Genomic DNA, 18,330 nt, shown 5'->3' with positions numbered 1-18,330 from the left:
AACGGACAAGGAAGCAGACGATGCGCACCGACAGGATCGAAACGCCGATCGCCACCGCCGATGACCCGCGCTGGGCGCGGATCGTCGCGCGGGATCGGTCTGCGGACGGCGCCTTCTGGTATTCGGTCGCGACGACCGGCGTTTACTGCCGGCCGTCCTGCCCGTCGCGCACCGCCCGGCCGGACAACGTCACCATCCACGCGACGCTGGCCGCCGCGCGGGCGACTGGCGCCCGCCCCTGCCGCCGCTGCAATCCCGATGGCGCCTCGACGCGGGAACAGGGCGCGGCGATCATCGCCGCGGCCTGCCGCACGATCGCGGCGGCGGAACGACCGCCCAGCCTCACCGCGCTGGCCGCTGCCGCCGGGCTTAGCCCCGGTTATTTCCACCGGCTGTTCAAGGCTGAAACCGGGCTGACCCCGCGCGCCTATGCCGCCGCCCATCGCGCCGGGCGGGTCCGCGCCCAACTGGCCGATGGCGCCAGCGTGACCGAGGCGATCTACGGCGCCGGCTACGGCTCCAACGGCCGTTTCTATGCGGAGGCGACCGGCCTGCTCGGCATGACGCCCGGCCGCTACCGCGCCGGCGGCACCGACGAAACATTGCGCTTCGCGATCGCCCAGTCCGCGCTCGGCGCCATCCTCGTCGCGTCGAGCGACGCCGGCGTCGCCGCTATCCTGCTCGGCGACGACCCCGACGCGCTGGCCCGCGACCTGCAGGATCGCTTTCCCCACGCCCGGCTGATCGGCGGCGATGCGGCTTACGAGGCGCTGGTCGCCACCGTCGTCGGCTTCGTCGAGGCGCCGGGCACCGGCCTCGCCCTGCCGCTCGACATACGCGGCACCGCCTTTCAACAGCGGGTCTGGCAGGCATTGCGGGCGATCCCGGCCGGCACCACCGCCAGCTATACCGAGGTCGCGGCACGGATCGGCGCGCCGAATGCGGTCCGCGCTGTCGCCGGGGCCTGCGCCGCCAACGCGCTGGCCGTCGCCATCCCCTGCCACCGCGTCGTCCGCAGCGACGGCGGCCTGTCCGGCTATCGCTGGGGCGTGGCGCGCAAGCGGGCGCTGCTCAATCGCGAAGCCCGGCAAGCCGGGCGCTGAGCCGGGGTCAGAACCCGTCCGGCAGGGTAATCGGCCCGACGCATTCGCGGTAACGGGCGATCGCATAACGGTCGGTCATTCCGGCGATGAAGTCGGCGATGTGCCGGCTGCGCTCCGGCTCCGCCGCCGGCAGCGTTTCGCGCCAGGAATCGGGCAGCAGCGCCGGGTCGGCCGCATAGGCGCCGAACAGCCCGCCAATCACCGTCCGCGCCGCCGTCGCCGCCTCCAACTGATGCGGGTGATGGTACAGATTCGCATACATGAACCGTTTCAGCTCGCGCTCCTCGGCGCGCAGCGCCCGGCTGAAGCCGACAAGCTGCCGCCCGGCCGCCCGCACGTCATCCGCCGTCTCGATCCGGCTGTCGCGCAGCCGCCGGCGGGTCTCGGCGATCAGGTCGTTGACCATCAGCCCGATCTGCGACCGGATCAGTTCAGGCAGCAATCGCGTGTCGGCGGTGTCCGGGTAGCGCGCCTTCGCCGCCTTCCACCCGCGCGCGACCAGCGGCACGCCCATGATCTGGCGGATGTCGAGCAGACCGGCGCGCACCCCGTCGTCGATATCGTGGTTGTCATAGGCGATGTCGTCGGCGATCGCCGCAACCTGCGCTTCCAGCGACGGCCATGTCGTCAGCGCAAGCGGAAATGTCGCATCCGCCTCGGCCAGCGCCCAGGTGGGCGCGTCGATCGGCCCGTTATGCTTGGCCAGTCCCTCCAGCATTTCCCAGGTCAGGTTCAACCCGTCCCACAGCGGATAGGGTTTCTCGATCCGCATCAGCGTGCGCAGCGTGTGGGCATTGTGGTCGAACCCGCCCGCCCCGGCCATCGCCGCGCGCAACGCATCCTCACCGGCATGGCCGAACGGCGGGTGGCCAATGTCGTGGGCCAGGCACAGCGCCTCGGTCAGGTCCTCGTTCAGGCCCAGTGTGCGGGCGATCGCCCGGCCGATCTGCGCCACCTCCAGGCTGTGGGTCAGCCGCACGCGGAAATGGTCGCCATCCGGCGCCATGAACACCTGGGTCTTGTGGCGCAGCCGGCGGAACGCGATCGAATGGATGATCCGGTCGCGGTCGCGCTGGAACGCATCGCGCGGCCCGCGCAGCGCGCCAGCGGCCTCTTCATGCAGGCGGCCGCGACTTTTCGCCGGGTCGGATGCCCAGGGTGCAACCGTCCTCATTTCGCGCCGATCTTCTCGACCTCCTGCCCGGCCGAACTGGTAAAGACGAAGGTCTTGACCCCCTGCCGGTTCAGCTTGTTGACGAAGGCCTGTGCCTCGGCGGATGTCTTGAACGGGCCGACCAGCAAGCGGTTGGTCGCCCCCGCCTTCGTCGTATGCGCGCTGCGGTTCTTCAGATCGGCGGCCTTGCCCTTCACCGCGCCCCACGCCTTCGGCAGATCGCCGCGATTGGCGCCGCTCGCCACCTGCACCCAGACGCGCGACGGCGCCTTCTTCGCCGCCGCTTTCTGGGCCGCCGCCTTTTTCGCCGCTTCCTGCTTCGCCAGTTCGGCCTTGGTCGGCTTCGGCTTGGCCGGCGCTTTGGGCGGGGGCGCTTCCGCTCTGGCCGGGGTCGGCCGGACCGGCGCCGGGCCACTCGCCTTCGCGGCGGACGCGATCACCTCATTCTCCGGGATACGCAAACCGCTGATGATCTCGGCCAACGCGCCACGCCGCGCCTCCGCCGTCATCCGCACCGGCGCCTCCTGCGCGCCCGCCGTGGCCGGCTTCGGCGCCGGCGCGGCGGCGGCTGGCTGCGCCCCGCCGGTCGCGGGCTGGTTACGCGCAGCCCGCCGGGCGCGGGTCGGCGTCGGCTCATTACGCTCGGCGGTGGCCAGCCGTGTCGGCTTGTCAGCCGGAAACTGGCCCAGATGGACGGCCAGCGCCTTCTGCGTCGGCTTCAGCCCGCCCAGCCGGACAAGGAAGGGCTGCATCGCCCCGGCCATTGGCGCCGGCATCATCGCCTCGACGATCTTGCCAGCCCCGGTCGGATCGCCGGTCAGCGCCAGCACAAACGCCCGCGCCCGCCACGCCGCCTGATCACGCTTGTGAAGCAGCGGGTCGAGCAGCGCCAGCGCCTGTTCCCGGTCGCCGGATATCGCCAGCGACAGCGCATAGCGCCGCGTTACTTCGTCATCCGGCCCACGTGCCAGCGCCAGTGCATAGTCCTTCTGCGCCTTGCGCGGCTCTCCGCGCAGGTCGTGCGCCAGCCCGCGATCTCCGGCGATCAGCGCGGCGGGCACGCCCAGGTCGGTGGCGTCATCGAACAACCGCAGCGCGTCGCGCGGATTTTCCGCCTTCAGCATCGCGCGAGCAAGGCCGGCCTTGATCGCGCCGTCGCGCGGCGCCAGCCTTTCGGCCCGGGCATAGAAGGCCAGCGCGGCATTGGCATCGCCAATCTCCAGCGCCGCGTCCCCCGCCCCCTTCAGTGCAACCAGATTTTCCGGATCACTCGCCAGCTCACGCAGGTGCGCGGTCAGCCGGTCGGCGCTGGTCGGGGCCGGCGCCCCGGCGGGCAGCACACCGCCCCGCGTCACTGTCTGCGCGGCGAGCGGCGATAGCGCGGTGATCAGCAGGCCGGCGGCAAAAGCGCGGGCAGGGCGTCCGAAAGCAAATCGCGATGTCATCGTGGGCCACGCTTATCCGCAGAACGCGTCGCTCCGCAATGCGTGGGGGCCGGGCCGGCGCCGAAACGAGCCGAACCCGCGCCCGCCCCTTCCCGGCCAGCGCCGGGAAAGGGCGAAACATCGGATCAGGGGTTGTTCTGGCGATTGAGGAACCGCGGAATGTCGAGCGGGCTTTCCCGGTCGGCGTCGTCGCCCGGCGCCTTGGCGTTGCCGCGCGCGATGCTCGACATCCGCTCGAACAGCGTGCCACCGGCAACCCGCGCCGGCTTCGCTTCCGGCTCGCCGCCGCTCAGCCAGCGCCGCCCGGCCTCCAGGTCGGCATCGCCCGGTTCGGCTGCCGGCTCATCGAGCAGCAGCTCGTCGGCCCCGCTGTCCCCGGCAACCGGCTGATCCAGGGTCAACGGCGCTTCTTCCGCGACCGCCGCAACCTCTGCCACCGCATCCGCCACTGCCGGTTCCTCGGCAACCGGCTCCGGCGGGGTCAGGGTGATCTCGGCGGCCGGCGCCTCCTCGGCGCGCGTGGCAAGGCCGGTCAGCCGCTCGACCGGCGACGGCACCGTCTCGGCCTTGCGCCCGGCGGGGAAGGCAAGAACGCGGGCCGGTTCCGGCGCGGCGACCGCCTCGGCCTCTATGCCGGTGGCAACGACCGACACGCGGATCTTGCCGTCCAGATTGTCGTTGAACGCCGAACCCCAGATGATGTTGGCGTCCGGGTCGACCAGTTCCTTGATGTGGTTGGCGGCCTCGTCGACCTCCATCAGGCGCATGTCCTCGCCGCCGGTGATCGAGATGATGACGCCCTTCGCGCCCTTCATCGACACACCATCGAGCAGCGGGTTGGCGATCGCCTTTTCCGCTGCCTCGATCGCACGGTTGTCGCCGTCAGCCTCGCCGGTGCCCATCATCGCCTTGCCCATCTCGCCCATCACGGAGCGGACGTCGGCAAAATCGAGGTTGATCAGGCCGGGCATGACCATCAGGTCGGTGATGCCGCGCACGCCCTGCTGCAGCACCTCGTCCGCCATCTTGAACGCTTCCTTGAAGGTCGTGTTCGGGTTGGCGATCAGGAAGAGGTTCTGGTTGGGGATGACGATCAGCGTGTCGACATGCTTCTGCAGCTCGGCAATGCCGGCTTCCGCCGACTTCATCCGCCTGTTGCCCTCAAAGCTGAACGGCTTCGTCACCACGCCGACGGTCAGGATACCGCGTTCGCGCGCCGCCTTGGCAATCACCGGCGCCGCGCCGGTGCCGGTGCCCCCGCCCATACCGGCGGCAATGAAGCACATATGCGCGCCTTCCAGCGCCTTCTCCACCGTCTCCAGCGCTTCTTCGGCGGCCGCGCGGCCAATCTCGGGCCGGGCGCCGGCGCCAAGGCCCTGGGTGATCTTCAGGCCCAGCTGGATACGGCGCTCCGCCGACGAGGCGTTCAGCGCCTGCGCGTCAGTGTTGCAGACGATGAAGTCAACGCCCTGCACCTGGCTGGCGATCATGTTGGCGATCGCGTTGCCACCGGCGCCACCGACGCCGATCACGCTGATCCTGGGTCGCAGCTCGTCGACTTCGGGCGGAATGAATTCGATGCTCATGCGCTAATCTCCCCATGTCCCGCGCGGCGCGAAACACCTGTCCGCCGCCACTCTTGCACAATCCGATTCACCGTTTCACCCAAAAAGTTAATCCTGTGGACTTTTCTGTTAGTAACTTGTGCGAAACGCCGCGATCAAACGCGACAACAACGCAGAACCCGGTGCTTTTACAATGGTTTGGTCGACAGAGGACAGCGCACGTAGATCCACCGGGTCCGACGCGGCGAAATGGATCAGCCCGGCGAGCGTGGCAAAAGCGGGACCGCTATGCGCGTCTGGAATCCCGGCCAGTCCGCGCGGCCGGCCAACCCGCACCGCCCGGCCCAGATTGCCTTGCGCGTAATCGGCGATGCCCTTCAACTCGGCACCGCCGCCGGTCAGCACCACCTGGCGCCCGACCGGGCCGCCGAAACCCAGCTCCTTCAACGCCTTGGCGATCTCGCCCATCAGGTGCTCCAGCCGCTGGCGGATAACGGCGATCAACTGGGCGCGGGTGATCCGGGTCGTCTCCGCCGCATCCTCCTCCGCCGAAATCGGCGCGACCTCGATCATCTCGTGGTTGTCGCGAGGGCTGGCGGTGGCGGAGCCGAAGAAGCACTTCATCCGTTCCGCCTGGCTGCGGCGCGTGCCGAATGCGGAAGCGATGTCGTCGGTTATGTCGGCCGCCCCGAACGGGATCGACGCAAGGCCGACGAGCAACCCGCCGCAGAACAGCGATACGTTGGTGACGCCGGCACCCAGTTCGACCAGCGCGACACCCAGCTCGCGCTCCTCGTCGGACAGGCAGGCCATGCCGGTGGCAACCGGCGAGGCGACGATCGACTTCACTTCCAGATGCGCGCTGCGAACACACAGGTCGAGGTTGCGAACCGGCGATCCGTCGGCCGCGACCACGTGAATGTCGACACCCAGCCGGTCGGCGTGCAGGCCAAGCGGCTTCTTCACCCCCTGCAACCCGTCGAGCGTATACAGCGTCGGCTGGGCGTGGAGGACCATGCGGCCATGCGGGTCGATGGAGCTTTTACCGGCGGCAAGCAGCTCGTCGATATCCTCCTGGTCGATCCGGTGCCCGCCCAGTTCCACCTCGACCGAAGCCAGATCGCTGACCAGCCCGCCGGCGGAAAAGCTGACCCAGACGTCCTCGATGTTGGTGCCGGCAATCCGTTCGGCCTGCTCCACCGCCTCGCGCACCGCGATCTCGGTCGCCGCCATGTCGGCGATATAGCCGCGGCGCACCCCCCGGCTCTCGCGCTGACCGGTGCCGAGCACGGTCATCTCGCCGCTCTCGTTCTGCGACGCGATCAGCGCGGACACTTTCCACGATCCGATGTCGAGCGCGGTGATCAGCTTCTCGCCGCGCGGCTGCACGCGCCTGTCCTGCCCTGCTCTCATGTCGTCTGGCTCGTCCTCAACAACTGGCCGCCATCGGGCGGCGCGGGGGCTTCACGGGGTGCCTGCGTCGGCGCGGGGACCGGCGCCGCCGCCCCGTCGCTCTGCACGGCGTCTATCGGTTTTGGGTTGCGGTCGACACGGACGACCAGCCGGGTCGGGTCACGCATGTCGAAGCGCAGGAAACCGCGCCCGAGCAGACGGTCGCTGCCGTCCAGCGTCGCAAAACGGTCAAGCGCCTTCTTCGCCGCCAGATCGCCTTCGGGCAGGGCCAGCGTCTCGCCGGACTGGAAACGCAGGTCCCAGCGCCGCCCGCCGATCCACGTTGCACCGGCCAGCACCGGGCGAATGCGCGGCACCGCCTCCAGCAGCGATTCCAGCGAGGCGATCTGGCCATTCGCCCCCGGCCCGATGACCAGCGGCAGATCGGGCAGCGCGGACAGCGACACATCCTCCAGCACCACGCCGCCGCGATCGACCAGCGCCAGCCGCCCCTGATTCTGCCACACCGCCGCGGGCGAACGCTCGACCACGTCAACGACCAGCGTATCGGGTAGCCGCCGCGACACCCGCGCGTCGGCGATCCAGCCATATTGCATCAGCTCGCCGCGCACCCGCTGCAGGTCGACCAGCGGCATCGCCCGCGATTTCTGGTCGAGGGCGATCGCATAGACGGTCAACCGGTCCATCCGGTTGATGCCGGTCACTTCCACCCGATCGACCTCGAACCCGGCCTTGCCGGTCACCTCGGCCAGCGCGGTGCCGGCCATGCCGGGCAGGCCAAGAGCAAAGGCGATGGCGATGCCAACACCGGTCACCGCGGTAACGACAACCCAGGTCGTCGCCCGCTGCACCGTTTCGGGCGCGACCGGGACCAGCGCCGCCGTCCGGCTGAGCAGCGATGGCTTGCGCGCCTGCCGCCGCCGTTTCGGCTGCACCGAACCGCGCGGCCGCTTGCCGCGGCGGATGGTGGCGGAACCGCTCACAACGCCGCCCGCACGATACGCTCGACAAGGTCGTTATAAGACATGCCGAGATATCTCGCCTGTTCGGGCACCAGGCTCAAGGGGGTCATGCCCGGCTGGGTGTTGATCTCCAGCAGGTACAGTCCGTCGACCCCCTGCGTATCGTCCCAGCGATAGTCGGCGCGCGACGTCCCCTTGCAACCCAGAATACGGTGGGCGGCCAGCGCCATCGCCTTCGCCGCCTCGGCGATCTCGGCCGGAATGTCGGCGGGGCAGATATGGTCGGTCATCCCGTCGGTGTATTTGGCGTCGTAATCGTAGAACCCGCTTTTCGGGCGCAACTCGGTAACCGCTAGCGCGCTGTCGTCGAGCACCCCCGTCGTCAGTTCGCGCCCCTTGATGAACGGTTCGGCGAGCAGTTCGTCGAAATGCCGCCACGGCCCTTCCGCGTCGCGGCCGATCGGGTTGCCGTAATTGCCGCCCTCGGTGACAATGGCGACGCCGACCGACGATCCCTCGTTGACCGGCTTCAGCACATAGGGGCGCGGCAGCGGGTCGCCGGCATACAGGCTCTCGCTGGCGACGACGACGCCGTCGGGCATGCGGATGCCATGGGGGACCAGCGCCGCCTTGGTCAGCTGCTTGTCGATCGCGATGACCGAGGTGACGAGCCCGCTATGGGTATATTTCAGCCCCATGATGTCGAGCATGCCCTGCACCGCCCCGTCCTCGCCCGGCGTACCGTGGAGGGCGTTGAACACCACGTCGGGCTTCGCCTCCGCCAGCCGCGCGGCGACGTCGCGGTCCATGTCGATGCGGGTGACGCGGTGGCCGTTGGCCTCCAGCGCGTCCGCCACCCCCTTGCCGGAGGTCAGCGACACCTCGCGCTCGGCCGACCAGCCGCCCATCAGCACCGCGATATGAAGACGCTCACCCACTACTTGCTCCGTCATACTGGCCGATACGCTGGATTTCCCATTCGAGCATCACCCCCGAATGCGCCCTGACCCGTTCACGGACCATCTCGCCCAATGCCTCGATATCGGCGGCGGTCGCGTCGCCCAGATTCAGCAGGAAGTTGCAGTGCTTCTCCGACACCTGCGCGCCGCCGTGGCGCAGGCCACGGCAGCCGGCGGCGTCGATCAGCCGCCAGGCCTTCTCGCCGGGCGGGTTCTTGAACGTCGATCCGCCGGTACGCGACCGCAGCGGCTGCGACGCCTCACGCTCGGCGGCGATCCGGTCCATCTCCGCGCCGATCGCCGCCGTGTCGCCCGGCACCCCGGCGAACAGCGCCTCGACAACAATCGCACCCTCCGGCACCGCCGAATGGCGATAGCTATAACCCAGCCGCGCCGCCGGCCAGGTCTCGACCCGTCCGTCGCGCAGCACCAGCGTCGCCTCGACCAGAATGTCGGCGGTCTCGCGGCCATAGGCACCGGCGTTCATCCGCACGGCGCCGCCCGCCGTCCCCGGTATTCCGCGCAGGAACTCCAGCCCGGCGATACCGGCGTCGCGCGCCGCGCTGGCGACGGTGATCCCCATCGCCCCGCCGCCGGCCCGGACGCGCTCGCCCGGCTCGATCGCGATCCGCGCAAAACTCTTGGGCAGGCGGATGACGACGCCCGGCACCCCGCCGTCGCGGACGATCAGGTTCGATCCGACACCGACCGGCAGCACCGGCACCGCCGGGTCGAGCGCGCTCAGGAAGGCGGACAGGTCGGCGACGTCCTTCGGCCGGACCAGCCATTCCGCCGGCCCGCCGGTGCGGAACCAGATGAAATCGGCCAGGCTGCCGCCCGGCGCGATCGACCCGTTCAGCAGCGGGATTGTCGGGGCAGTAAGCGTACTCATCCCGCCGCCATCGCCCCGGCCAGCCCGGCCGCCCATTTGGTGATGTCGCCCGCGCCGAGACAGACGACCAGATCGCCCGGCCGGACGGTGTCGCGCAACGCGCCGGCCAGCGCCCCGGCATCGGCGATCGGCGCCGCCGCGCGGTGGCCGCGCCGCTTCAACCCGGCGACCAGCGCCTCCGCATCGACCCCCTCGATCGGCGCCTCGCCTGCCGCATAGACCGGCGCGACATAGACCATGTCGGCATCGTTGAACGCCGACTCGAACTCCTCCATCAGCGCGCCGAGCCGCGAATAGCGGTGCGGCTGGACGACGGCGATCACCCGCCCCTCCGCACTCTCCCGCGCGGCCGCAAGCACCGCGCGGATCTCGACCGGGTGGTGACCGTAATCGTCGATGATCGTCGCACCCAGCGCCTCGCCGACCTTGGTGAAGCGGCGCTTGACCCCGCCGAACTGGGCAAAGCCGCCGATGATCCTTTCGTCGGGAATGCCCATCTCGACCGCCACCGCCACCGCCGCCAGCGCGTTCTGGACGTTGTGGCGCCCCGGCATCGGCAGCGCGATCCCGGCGATCCGCCGCGTCTCGCCGTCGCGGTTGCGGACCAGCACGTCGAACCGGTTGCCGCCGGGGATCTGGACGACCTGCTCGCCGCGCACGTCGGCCTGCGCGGAAAAGCCGTAAGTGACGATCCGCCGGTCGCGGACGCGGGGCAATATGCCCTGCACCTCCGCATGGTCGAGGCACAGCACCGCCGCGCCGTAGAACGGCACATTCTCGACAAACTCGACGAACGCGTCCTTCACCCGCTCGAACGATCCGTAATGGTCCAGATGTTCCGGGTCGATATTGGTGACGACGGCGATCGTCCCGTCCAGCCGCAGGAAGCTGCCGTCGCTCTCGTCGGCCTCGACGACCATCCAGTCGCTGGCGCCCAGTCGGGCGTTCGAACCGTAGCGGTTGATGATCCCGCCGTTGATGACCGTCGCGTCGACCCCGCCGGCGTCGAGCATCGCGGCGATCATCGACGTCGTCGTCGTCTTGCCGTGGGTTCCAGCGACGGCGATCGTCGATTTCAGCCGCATCAGCTCGGCCAGCATCTCCGCCCGCCGGACGACCGGCACGCGGTGCTCCAGCGCATAGTCGACTTCCGGGTTGCCGCGCTTGATCGCGGTCGAGGTGACGACCACCGCCGCGTCGACGACGTTGGCGGCGTCATGGCCGATCATCACCGTGATCCCGCGCTTGCGCAGCCCTTCGACGACATAGCTTTCGGCGATGTCCGATCCCTGCACCTTATAGCCCAGGTTGTGCATCACCTCGGCGATGCCGGACATGCCGATGCCGCCGATGCCGATGAAATGGATGACGCCGATGTCGAGCGCGACGCCCTTCATGCCAGGCTCTCCACCAGATCGGCGAGGTCGCTCGCCGCGTACGGCCGGCCACAGGCATGGGCGCGCCGCGCCGCATTTTCCAGCGCGCCCGGCTCCAGCGCCAGCTTCTGCATCTGCTTGGCCAGCTCGACGGCGGTAAAGCGCGGCTGGGCGATCGCCCGCGCCCCGCCCGCCTTCGCCATTTCGCGCGCATTGTAGGTCTGGTGGTCGTCGGTCGCCGACGGCAGCGGCACCAGGATGGCCGGCCGCCCGGCGGCGGTCAGCTCGGCGATCGTCGACGCCCCGGCCCGCGAAATCACCAGATGCGCCAGCGCCAGCCGTCCGGCCATGTCGGCGATATAGGTCGCCAGTTCCGCCGGTATGCTGAGCGCGGCGTAATCGGCGCGCACCTGCTCGATATCCTCGACCCGGCACTGCTGCACCACCTGCAACCGCCGGCGCAGGTTCAGCGGCAGCATGCCGAGCGCCGCCGGCACCACCTGCGACAGCACTGACGCGCCCTGGCTGCCGCCGGTGACGAGCAGCCGGAACACCCCGACATGGTCGAGCGCCGGATAAGGCAGGTCGCGCAGCGCCAGCACGCTGTCACGCACCGGGTTGCCGACCAGATGGGTCTTGCCGAACCACGCCGGTTTCAGCCGCCGCACGTCGGGATAGGCGGTGGCGATCGCGTCGACCCGCCCGCCGAGCAGCCGGTTGACCCGCCCCAGCACCGCATTCTGTTCGTGGACAACGGTCGGCACCTTGACCTTCAGCGCGGCGAGCAGGGCCGGGAGCGCCGGATAGCCGCCGAAGCCGACGACCGCCGCCGGCGCGAACGCCTCGTACAGCCGCCCGGCCATCGCCCGCCCTTCCAGGATCGCGCGGCCGCCCCGCAGCCAGCCGAGCGGCCCGCCGGCCAGCCGCCCGGCCGGCAGGATATGGGTCTGCACCCCGTCGAACAGGCCGGGAATGCGCGCACCGCGCTCGTCGGTGATCAGCGCGACATGGTGGCCGCGCCGGCTCAGCTCCTCGGCCAGCGCATGCGCCGGGATCATGTGTCCGCCGGTGCCGCCGGCGGCGAGGACGAAATGACGCGCCTCGGTCATTTGCCGCTCCATTTCACGACATAGGGAGAACGCGTCAGATACGGGTTGCGCCTGGTGAAAGCGAGCAGAAGCCCCATGCCGATCGCCAGCGCCAGCATCGACGATCCGCCATAGCTGATGAACGGCAACGTCATGCCCTTCGACGGCGCAAGGTGCAGGTTGACCGCCATGTTGATCAGCGCCTGCACGCCGAACTGGGTGACCAGCCCGGCGGCGGCGAGCAGGGTGAAACTGTCCTCCTCGTCGAGCAGGCGAACGAACACGCGGACGACGATCGCCAGATAGAGCAGCGCGATCACCGCGCAGGCGACCAGCCCGAACTCCTCGCCGATCACCGAGAAGATATAGTCGGTATGCGCTTCCGGCAGCCGGTATTTGGCAACGCCGCCGCCCGGCCCGGTGCCGAACAGCCCGCCGCCGGTCAACGTCGCATAGGCGCTGTCGACCTGATAGGTATCACCCTCTGAAAACAGAAAATTATTGATCCGCTGGGTCGCGACCGGGTAAAAGAGATAGGCGCCGACAATCGCCGCGAAGCCACCGCCGACGACCCCGCCGATCAGCCGCGCGGACACGCCCGACAGCAGCAGCAGCGCCATCCAGATCGCGCCGAACATCACCGTCTGACCGAAATCCGGCTGCTTCATCAGCAACCCGGCGATCAGCAGCAGCGCGGCGGCGGAAATCGGCACCACCGGCAATGTCTCGTCCTGCGCCTTCAACGACAGCAGCCAGGCAAGGGTGACGACAAAAAACGGCTTCAGGAATTCGGAAGGCTGGAACTGGGCGATGCCAACGCCGATCCAGCGCATCGCGCCGTTCACCTCGATACCGATCAGCGGCACCAGCGCCAGCGCCAGGGTGAACACCCCCGCGCCGATCATCGCGAAACGCCGCGCCGCGACCTTGGGCAGCATCGACACGCCGATCATTACCGGAAAGCTGATGATCACCCAGGCGAGCTGGCGCCAGAAATAATGCAACGGCGCGAACACGGTGCCGCCGCCGGAATAGCGGTGCGCCGCCGCCGGCGATGCCGCCGCGACGGCGATCAGGCCGATCGAGATCAGCACCATCACCATCATCAGCAGCACGCGGTCCATTTCCCAGAACAGCGTGCCGATCGCCGACCGGTCGGACCGGCCAAGCCGGGCGGCCATGCGCGGGCGGCGCTTGCGTTCGGTCCTGATCGTCGCCTCCGCCGTCATGCCAGCGCCTCCACCGCCGCGCGGAACGCGGCGCCGCGCGCCTCATAGTCGCTATACTGGTCGAACGACGCGCAGGCGGGAGACAGCAGCACGACGTCGCCGCTCTCGGCGTCGTTGGCCGCCGCCCTGACCGCCGCCTCCAGCACCCCGCTCTCGACCACCGGCATGTGCGGCGCCAGCAGCCGGGCATAGAGCGCCCCGGCCTCGCCGATCGTGTAGGCGGACCGGACATGGCCGAAATGCGGGGCACAGGCGTCCAGCTCGTCGGTCTTGGGCTTGCCGCCGACGATCCAGCGGATCTTCGGATAAGCGGCCAGCGCCGGCGCGGTCGACGTCGGGTTGGTCGCCTTGCTGTCGTTGACGAACAGCACGCCGCCGCGCGTCGCCACCCGCTCCATCCGGTGCGGCAGGCCGGGATAGCTGGCCAGCCCCGCCTCGATCGCCGCCGCGTCCAGCCCCAGCGCGGTGCAGACGGCCGTCGCCGCCGCGACGTTCTGGGCGTTATGCGGCCCCTGCAGCGCCGGCCACCGCGCCTGGTCGCCAATGGCGGCGGACGACACGGCAACCGGTTCCGGCAGCGTGGCGGCGATTGCCCGCGTCTGCTCGTCCTCCGTCGCGATCACCGCCACCTGCCCCGGCCGCTGCATCGCGAACAGCCGCGCCTTCGACGCGACATAGCCGGCAAAACCGTCATAACGGTCGAGATGATCGGGGGTGATATTGAGCAGCACCGCCACGTCGCAGGCAAGCGTGTCGGTCAGGTCGATCTGGTAACTCGACAGTTCCAGCACATAGACGCCGCCCGCTGGCAACGGCGTCTGCGCCATGATCGGCAGGCCGATATTGCCGCCCATCAGGCTCGGCACCCCGGCCGTCGTCAGGATGTGGTGGATCAGCGCGGTCGTCGTCGACTTGCCGTTGGTGCCGGTAATGCCGACCACCCGGTGTGGCGGCAACTCGGCCCGCGCCTGCGCGAACAGTTCGATATCGCCGATCAGCGGCACCCCCGCATCCCGCGCCTTGGCGGCGATCGGGTGGCGGTTGATCGGCACCCCCGGCGACACGACAACGCCCGCGAACCCCGCCAGGTCGATCGCCAGCGGATCGGCCAGCGTCACGCCTTCCGCCTTCGCCCGCGCCTCGGCATTGCCGTCCCACGCGACCACCTCCGCCCCGCTGGCGACCAGCGCCGCGACCGTCGCCAGCCCGGATCGGGCCAGCCCCAGCACGGCATAGCGGCGACCGGCAAAGGCGGGGGACAGGATCACCGGAGCTTCAACGTCGACAGGCCGGCCAGTGCCAGCACGAAGGCGATGATCCAGAACCGGATGACCACCGTCGGCTCGCTCCAGCCGAGCTGCTCGAAATGGTGGTGGATCGGCGCCATCTTGAACACGCGCTTCCCGGTCCGCTTGAAGAAGTAGACCTGGATGATGACCGATAGCGCCTCGACGACGAACAGCCCGCCAATGATCGCCAGCACGATTTCATGGTGCGCGGTCACCGCGATCGCGCCAAGCGCGCCGCCCAGCGCCAGGCTGCCGGTATCGCCCATGAACACCGCCGCCGGCGGCGCGTTGAACCACAGGAAGGCAAGGCCGGCGCCAACCATCGCCCCGCACAGGATCGCCAGGTCGCCCGCCCCCGGCACGTGCGGGATGCCCAGATAGGTAGCGAATTTCGCATTACCGGCCAGATAGGCGATGATCATGAAGGCGACGGCGGCGATGATCACCGGCATCGTCGCCAGCCCGTCCAGCCCGTCGGTCAGGTTGACGGCATTGCCCGCGCCGACGATCACGAACGCGGCAAAGACGATGTAGAACCAGCCAAGGTCGATCGCGATATTGGAAAAGAACGGGACATGCAGCATCGTTCCGGTCTGGCGCAGGATGATCCAGCTCGCGACCCCGGCGATGGCGAATTCAAGCAGCAACCGGGTGCGCCCGGAAATGCCCTTGGCGCTCGATTTCCGGACCTTGTCCCAATCGTCCATGAAACCGATCGCACCGAAACCCAGCGTCACGCACAAACAGGCCCAGACAAACGGATTGCGCGGGTCCATCCAGATCAGCAGCGACACGCTGAGCGCGGTCAGGATCATCAGCCCGCCCATCGTCGGCGTGCCGCGCTTGGCAAGGTGGCTCTGCGGCCCGTCGCTGCGGATCGGCTGGCCCTTGCCCTGCCGCAGGCGCAGCCAGCCGATGAACTTCGGCCCGATCAGCAGGCCGAGGAACAACGCCGTCGCCACCGCCCCGCCGGTGCGAAAGCTCAGATAGCGGATCAGGTTCAGAACGCCGGGAAAGCCCAGCTGCTCGGCAATCAGATACAGCATCAGTCCTTGTCCCCCGCCAATGCCGTCACGGTGCGGGCAAGCCCGATTGCGTTCGACCCTTTGATGAGCACCGCGTCGCCGGGCTTCAGGACATCGTGGAGGATGGCCAGCGCGGCAGCGGCATCCGGCGCCTGACAGATTTTCACCCGCCCCTCAAGCGTTGCGGCAAGCGGGGCCATCTCCGCGCCGACGAGCAGCGCGAAATCCACGCCAGCCGCCTCGATCGGCCCGGCCAGCGCGGCGTGGAGCGCATCGCTCTCCTCGCCCAGTTCGCGCATCGCGCCCAGCACGGCGATCCGCCGCGCCGCCGGTTCGGCGCCGAGCACCGCCAGCGTCGCCGCCATCGACGCCGGGTTGGCGTTGTAACTTTCGTCGATCAGCAGCGCCTCGCCGTCGCCGACGCGAATGCTGTGGCGCTGGCCGCGCCCCGCCAGCCCGCCAAGCCCGGCCAACGCCAGCCCCGCAACCGCGATGTCGCCGCCCGCCGCCTCAACCGCCGCCAGCACCGCCAGCGCGTTCGACACCCAGTGCGCGCCGGGCTGGCCGATGGTGAAGGTCAGCTGCGCGTCGGGCATCGTCATCGACACGGTGGTGCCGCCGTTCGCCGCCGGCGCGGTCGCCGTCGCCCGCACGTCGGCGCCCTCGCCGAAGCCGAATGTCCACACCCGCGCCGCATGGGGCCGGGCGGCGGCGACCAGCCGGTCGCGGTGCGGGCTGTCATGGGGGACGATGGCGGTGCCGCCGGGCTCCAGCCCCTCGAAAATCTCGGCCTTGGCGTCGGCGATCGCTTCCTCGCTGGCGAAATGGGCGCGGTGCGCCGGCGCGATCGCGGTGATGATGGCAATGTCGGGGCGGACCAGCCGGGTCAGCGCCGCCAGCTCGCCCTCATGGTTCATGCCCATTTCGAACACGCCATAGCGCGTCGCCGCCGGCATCCGCGCCAGGCTGAGCGGCACGCCGACATGGTTGTTGTAACTCTTGACGGATCGGTGGGCCTGGCCGGGCGCGATGCGGTCGAACGCCGCGAACAACGCCTCTTTCGTGCCGGTCTTGCCCACCGACCCCGTTACGCCGACGATTTTTGCCGCCGTGCGCGCCCTGGATGCGACCCCAAGGGCATTCAGGGCAGCCGCCGTGTCGGCAACGCGGACATGCGGCTGCGCAATGTCATGCTCGACCAGGGCGCCGGCCGCCCCGGCCGCGAACGCCCCGTCAAGGAATCGGTGCCCGTCGGTCATCTCGCCGGCGAGCGCGATGAACAGGTCGCCGGGGCCGACCTCGCGGCTGTCATAGGCGACGCCGTTGACGGCAAAATCCCCGCTCGCGGTGCCGCCGGTCGCCGCGGCGACGGCGTCCGCTGTCCACAGCGCGCTCATCCGGCAACCTCGCGCGCCACCGCCACGTCGTCGAACGGCAGCACCCGGTCGCCGACCAGCTGGCCCTGCTCATGCCCCTTGCCGGCGATCAGCACGATGTCATCCGCACCCGCTTCGGCAATCGCGGCGGCGATCGCGGCGCGGCGGTCGCCGATCTCGTCGGCGCCAACCGCGCCTTCCAGCACATCGCGGCGGATCGCCGCCGGGTCCTCGGTGCGCGGATTGTCGTCGGTGACGATCGCGTGATCAGCCAGCGCCACGGCGATCTTGCCCATCTCCGCCCGCTTGCCGGTGTCGCGGTCGCCGCCGGCGCCGAACACCAGAATCAGCCGCCCCTTCGCATGCGGCTTCAGCGCCACGATCGCCGCCTCCAGCGCGTCGGCGGTATGGGCATAGTCGACATAGACCGGCGCGCCCGCGCGGGTAATCAACGCCCGCTCCAGCCGCCCGCGCACCGGCTGCAACCGCGCCATATGGTCCAGCGTCGCCGCGACGTCGCCGCCGGTCGCGATCACCAGCCCGGCAGCGACCAGCGCATTCGCCGCCTGATAGGCGCCGATCATCGGCAGCGTCACCTTATACTGGTGCCCGCCCGCCTCGACGACCAGCGCCTGCCCCAGCCGGGTCGGTGTCCGGCTCAGCAGCCGCAGTTCCTCGCCATGCTCGCCGACGCGCAGCAGCTTCAGCCCGCGCTCGCGCGCCAGGTCGATCACCCGCGCCGCCTCCGGGTCGTCGGCCCAGATCACCGCGCTGCCGTCGCTATCGACCACCTCGGAGAACAGCCGCAGCTTGGCGGTGAAATAGGCCGCCATGTCGCCGTGATAGTCGAGGTGATCGCGCGACAGGTTGGTGAAGGCGGCGGCGCGTACCGGCAGCCCCTCGGTCCGGTACTGGTGCAGCCCGTGGCTGGATGCCTCGAACGCCAGATGAGTCACCCCCTCGCGCGCCAGCCCGGCAACATTGGACAGAAAGGTCACGATGTCGGGCGTGGTCAGCCCGGTCACCGCCCGGTCGACGGATGTGGTGACGCCAAGCGTGCCGATCGATGCGGCATGGTGGCCCTGCATCCGCCAGAGCTGGCGGGTCATCTCGACGGTCGACGTCTTGCCGTTGGTGCCGGTGACGGCCACCGTCGTCGCCGGGAACGGCGCGAAGAAGCGGGCGGCAAGCAATGCGAAGGCGCGGCGCGGGTCGTCGGACGCGACATGGGCGGCGCCCGTCACCTCCGCCTCCGGCCGGGCGACGACGGCAATCGCGCCCGCCGCCACCGCCCGCGCGATATAGTCCTCGCCGTTGACGCGGCTGCCGCGGAACGCGCCGAACACGGTGCCGGGCGCCACCTTGCGGTGGTCGATCGCGAATCCGGTCACCTCCGGCCCGCCTTGTCCTCCGATCAGCGCGCCGAGCTTCATC

Annotated in this window: 15 protein-coding genes; 1 reads left to right on the top strand and 14 read right to left on the bottom strand. The window is 69.7% G+C overall.

Annotated elements, in window-relative coordinates:
- Positions 1-20: 20 nt before the first annotated feature.
- Entirely contained in the window at positions 21-1,103 is a 1,083-nt protein-coding gene (ada, locus tag ACMT1E_RS01835) for a bifunctional DNA-binding transcriptional regulator/O6-methylguanine-DNA methyltransferase Ada (protein ID WP_414901874.1), read from the top strand.
- 7 nt (positions 1,104-1,110) lie between these two features.
- Here ada and ACMT1E_RS01830 read toward each other — a convergent pair whose 3' ends face one another.
- The 14 genes from ACMT1E_RS01830 to ACMT1E_RS01765 form a co-directional block, all read right to left on the bottom strand.
- Positions 1,111-2,277: a deoxyguanosinetriphosphate triphosphohydrolase gene (locus ACMT1E_RS01830; RefSeq protein WP_414901873.1), complete on the bottom strand. Its 1,167-nt coding sequence runs from the start codon at positions 2,275-2,277 to the stop codon at positions 1,111-1,113.
- Entirely contained in the window at positions 2,274-3,722 is a 1,449-nt protein-coding gene (locus ACMT1E_RS01825) for an SPOR domain-containing protein (protein WP_414901871.1), read from the bottom strand. Before ACMT1E_RS01825 ends, ACMT1E_RS01830 begins: the two co-directional genes overlap by 4 nt.
- A 125-nt stretch (positions 3,723-3,847) precedes the next feature.
- Positions 3,848-5,308 (bottom strand): cell division protein FtsZ, encoded by a 1,461-nt coding sequence (gene ftsZ, locus ACMT1E_RS01820; protein WP_414901870.1) that lies wholly within the window; start codon positions 5,306-5,308, stop codon positions 3,848-3,850.
- A 108-nt stretch (positions 5,309-5,416) separates the two neighbouring features.
- Positions 5,417-6,700, bottom strand: a complete 1,284-nt coding sequence (ftsA, locus tag ACMT1E_RS01815; RefSeq protein WP_414901869.1) for a cell division protein FtsA — start codon at positions 6,698-6,700, stop codon at positions 5,417-5,419.
- Complete coding sequence (locus tag ACMT1E_RS01810; RefSeq protein ID WP_414901868.1) at positions 6,697-7,683, bottom strand: cell division protein FtsQ/DivIB; 987 nt, start codon at positions 7,681-7,683, stop codon at positions 6,697-6,699. Before ACMT1E_RS01810 ends, ftsA begins: the two co-directional genes overlap by 4 nt.
- Positions 7,680-8,615 carry a D-alanine--D-alanine ligase gene (locus tag ACMT1E_RS01805; protein ID WP_414901867.1) on the bottom strand — a complete coding sequence of 312 codons (936 nt, stop codon included), beginning with the start codon at positions 8,613-8,615 and terminating at the stop codon, positions 7,680-7,682. Before ACMT1E_RS01805 ends, ACMT1E_RS01810 begins: the two co-directional genes overlap by 4 nt.
- Entirely contained in the window at positions 8,593-9,513 is a 921-nt protein-coding gene (gene murB, locus ACMT1E_RS01800) for a UDP-N-acetylmuramate dehydrogenase (protein WP_414901866.1), read from the bottom strand. The genes ACMT1E_RS01805 and murB overlap by 23 nt, the downstream gene beginning before the upstream one ends.
- Positions 9,510-10,910: a UDP-N-acetylmuramate--L-alanine ligase gene (gene murC, locus ACMT1E_RS01795; protein ID WP_414901865.1), complete on the bottom strand. Its 1,401-nt coding sequence runs from the start codon at positions 10,908-10,910 to the stop codon at positions 9,510-9,512. The genes murB and murC overlap by 4 nt, the downstream gene beginning before the upstream one ends.
- Complete coding sequence (gene murG / locus ACMT1E_RS01790; RefSeq protein WP_414901864.1) at positions 10,907-11,998, bottom strand: undecaprenyldiphospho-muramoylpentapeptide beta-N-acetylglucosaminyltransferase; 1,092 nt, start codon at positions 11,996-11,998, stop codon at positions 10,907-10,909. Before murG ends, murC begins: the two co-directional genes overlap by 4 nt.
- The gene (locus tag ACMT1E_RS01785; protein WP_414901863.1) at positions 11,995-13,206 is read right to left on the bottom strand and encodes a peptidoglycan glycosyltransferase FtsW; all 1,212 of its coding nucleotides are present in this window, start codon (positions 13,204-13,206) and stop codon (positions 11,995-11,997) included. The genes murG and ACMT1E_RS01785 overlap by 4 nt, the downstream gene beginning before the upstream one ends.
- Positions 13,203-14,474 (bottom strand): UDP-N-acetylmuramoyl-L-alanine--D-glutamate ligase, encoded by a 1,272-nt coding sequence (gene murD / locus ACMT1E_RS01780; RefSeq protein WP_414901862.1) that lies wholly within the window; start codon positions 14,472-14,474, stop codon positions 13,203-13,205. The genes ACMT1E_RS01785 and murD overlap by 4 nt, the downstream gene beginning before the upstream one ends.
- The gene (mraY, locus tag ACMT1E_RS01775; protein ID WP_414901861.1) at positions 14,471-15,541 is read right to left on the bottom strand and encodes a phospho-N-acetylmuramoyl-pentapeptide-transferase; all 1,071 of its coding nucleotides are present in this window, start codon (positions 15,539-15,541) and stop codon (positions 14,471-14,473) included. Before mraY ends, murD begins: the two co-directional genes overlap by 4 nt.
- A complete protein-coding gene (locus tag ACMT1E_RS01770) occupies positions 15,541-16,917 on the bottom strand; it encodes a UDP-N-acetylmuramoyl-tripeptide--D-alanyl-D-alanine ligase (protein ID WP_414901860.1) in 1,377 nt (458 codons plus the stop codon). Before ACMT1E_RS01770 ends, mraY begins: the two co-directional genes overlap by 1 nt.
- Positions 16,914-18,329, bottom strand: a complete 1,416-nt coding sequence (locus tag ACMT1E_RS01765) for a UDP-N-acetylmuramoyl-L-alanyl-D-glutamate--2,6-diaminopimelate ligase (RefSeq protein WP_414901859.1) — start codon at positions 18,327-18,329, stop codon at positions 16,914-16,916. The genes ACMT1E_RS01770 and ACMT1E_RS01765 overlap by 4 nt, the downstream gene beginning before the upstream one ends.
- Position 18,330 lies beyond the last annotated feature (1 nt).

This window comes from Sphingomonas flavalba (assembly GCF_047553045.1).
GTDB classification, from domain to species: Bacteria; Pseudomonadota; Alphaproteobacteria; order Sphingomonadales; family Sphingomonadaceae; genus Sphingomonas_L; species Sphingomonas_L flavalba_A.
The sequence above is the reverse complement of the archived record's forward strand: the minus strand, read 5'-3'. Positions and strand labels throughout refer to the sequence as shown.

Excerpts from the sequence above, each read along its gene's own strand:
- ACMT1E_RS01785 (WP_414901863.1), bottom strand. The coding sequence starts at position 13,206 with ATGACGGCGGAGGCGACGATCAGGACCGAACGCAAGCGCCGCCCGCGC.
- ACMT1E_RS01825 (WP_414901871.1), bottom strand. The coding sequence starts at position 3,722 with ATGACATCGCGATTTGCTTTCGGACGCCCTGCCCGCGCTTTTGCCGCC.
- ACMT1E_RS01770 (WP_414901860.1), bottom strand. The coding sequence starts at position 16,917 with ATGAGCGCGCTGTGGACAGCGGACGCCGTCGCCGCGGCGACCGGCGGC.
- murG (WP_414901864.1), bottom strand. The coding sequence starts at position 11,998 with ATGACCGAGGCGCGTCATTTCGTCCTCGCCGCCGGCGGCACCGGCGGA.
- mraY (WP_414901861.1), bottom strand. The coding sequence starts at position 15,541 with ATGCTGTATCTGATTGCCGAGCAGCTGGGCTTTCCCGGCGTTCTGAAC.
- murB (WP_414901866.1), bottom strand. The coding sequence starts at position 9,513 with ATGAGTACGCTTACTGCCCCGACAATCCCGCTGCTGAACGGGTCGATC.
- ftsA (WP_414901869.1), bottom strand. The coding sequence starts at position 6,700 with ATGAGAGCAGGGCAGGACAGGCGCGTGCAGCCGCGCGGCGAGAAGCTG.
- ACMT1E_RS01805 (WP_414901867.1), bottom strand. The coding sequence starts at position 8,615 with ATGACGGAGCAAGTAGTGGGTGAGCGTCTTCATATCGCGGTGCTGATG.
- ACMT1E_RS01765 (WP_414901859.1), bottom strand. The coding sequence starts at position 18,329 with ATGAAGCTCGGCGCGCTGATCGGAGGACAAGGCGGGCCGGAGGTGACC.
- ftsZ (WP_414901870.1), bottom strand. The coding sequence starts at position 5,308 with ATGAGCATCGAATTCATTCCGCCCGAAGTCGACGAGCTGCGACCCAGG.
- ada (WP_414901874.1), top strand. The coding sequence starts at position 21 with ATGCGCACCGACAGGATCGAAACGCCGATCGCCACCGCCGATGACCCG.
- murC (WP_414901865.1), bottom strand. The coding sequence starts at position 10,910 with ATGAAGGGCGTCGCGCTCGACATCGGCGTCATCCATTTCATCGGCATC.
- ACMT1E_RS01830 (WP_414901873.1), bottom strand. The coding sequence starts at position 2,277 with ATGAGGACGGTTGCACCCTGGGCATCCGACCCGGCGAAAAGTCGCGGC.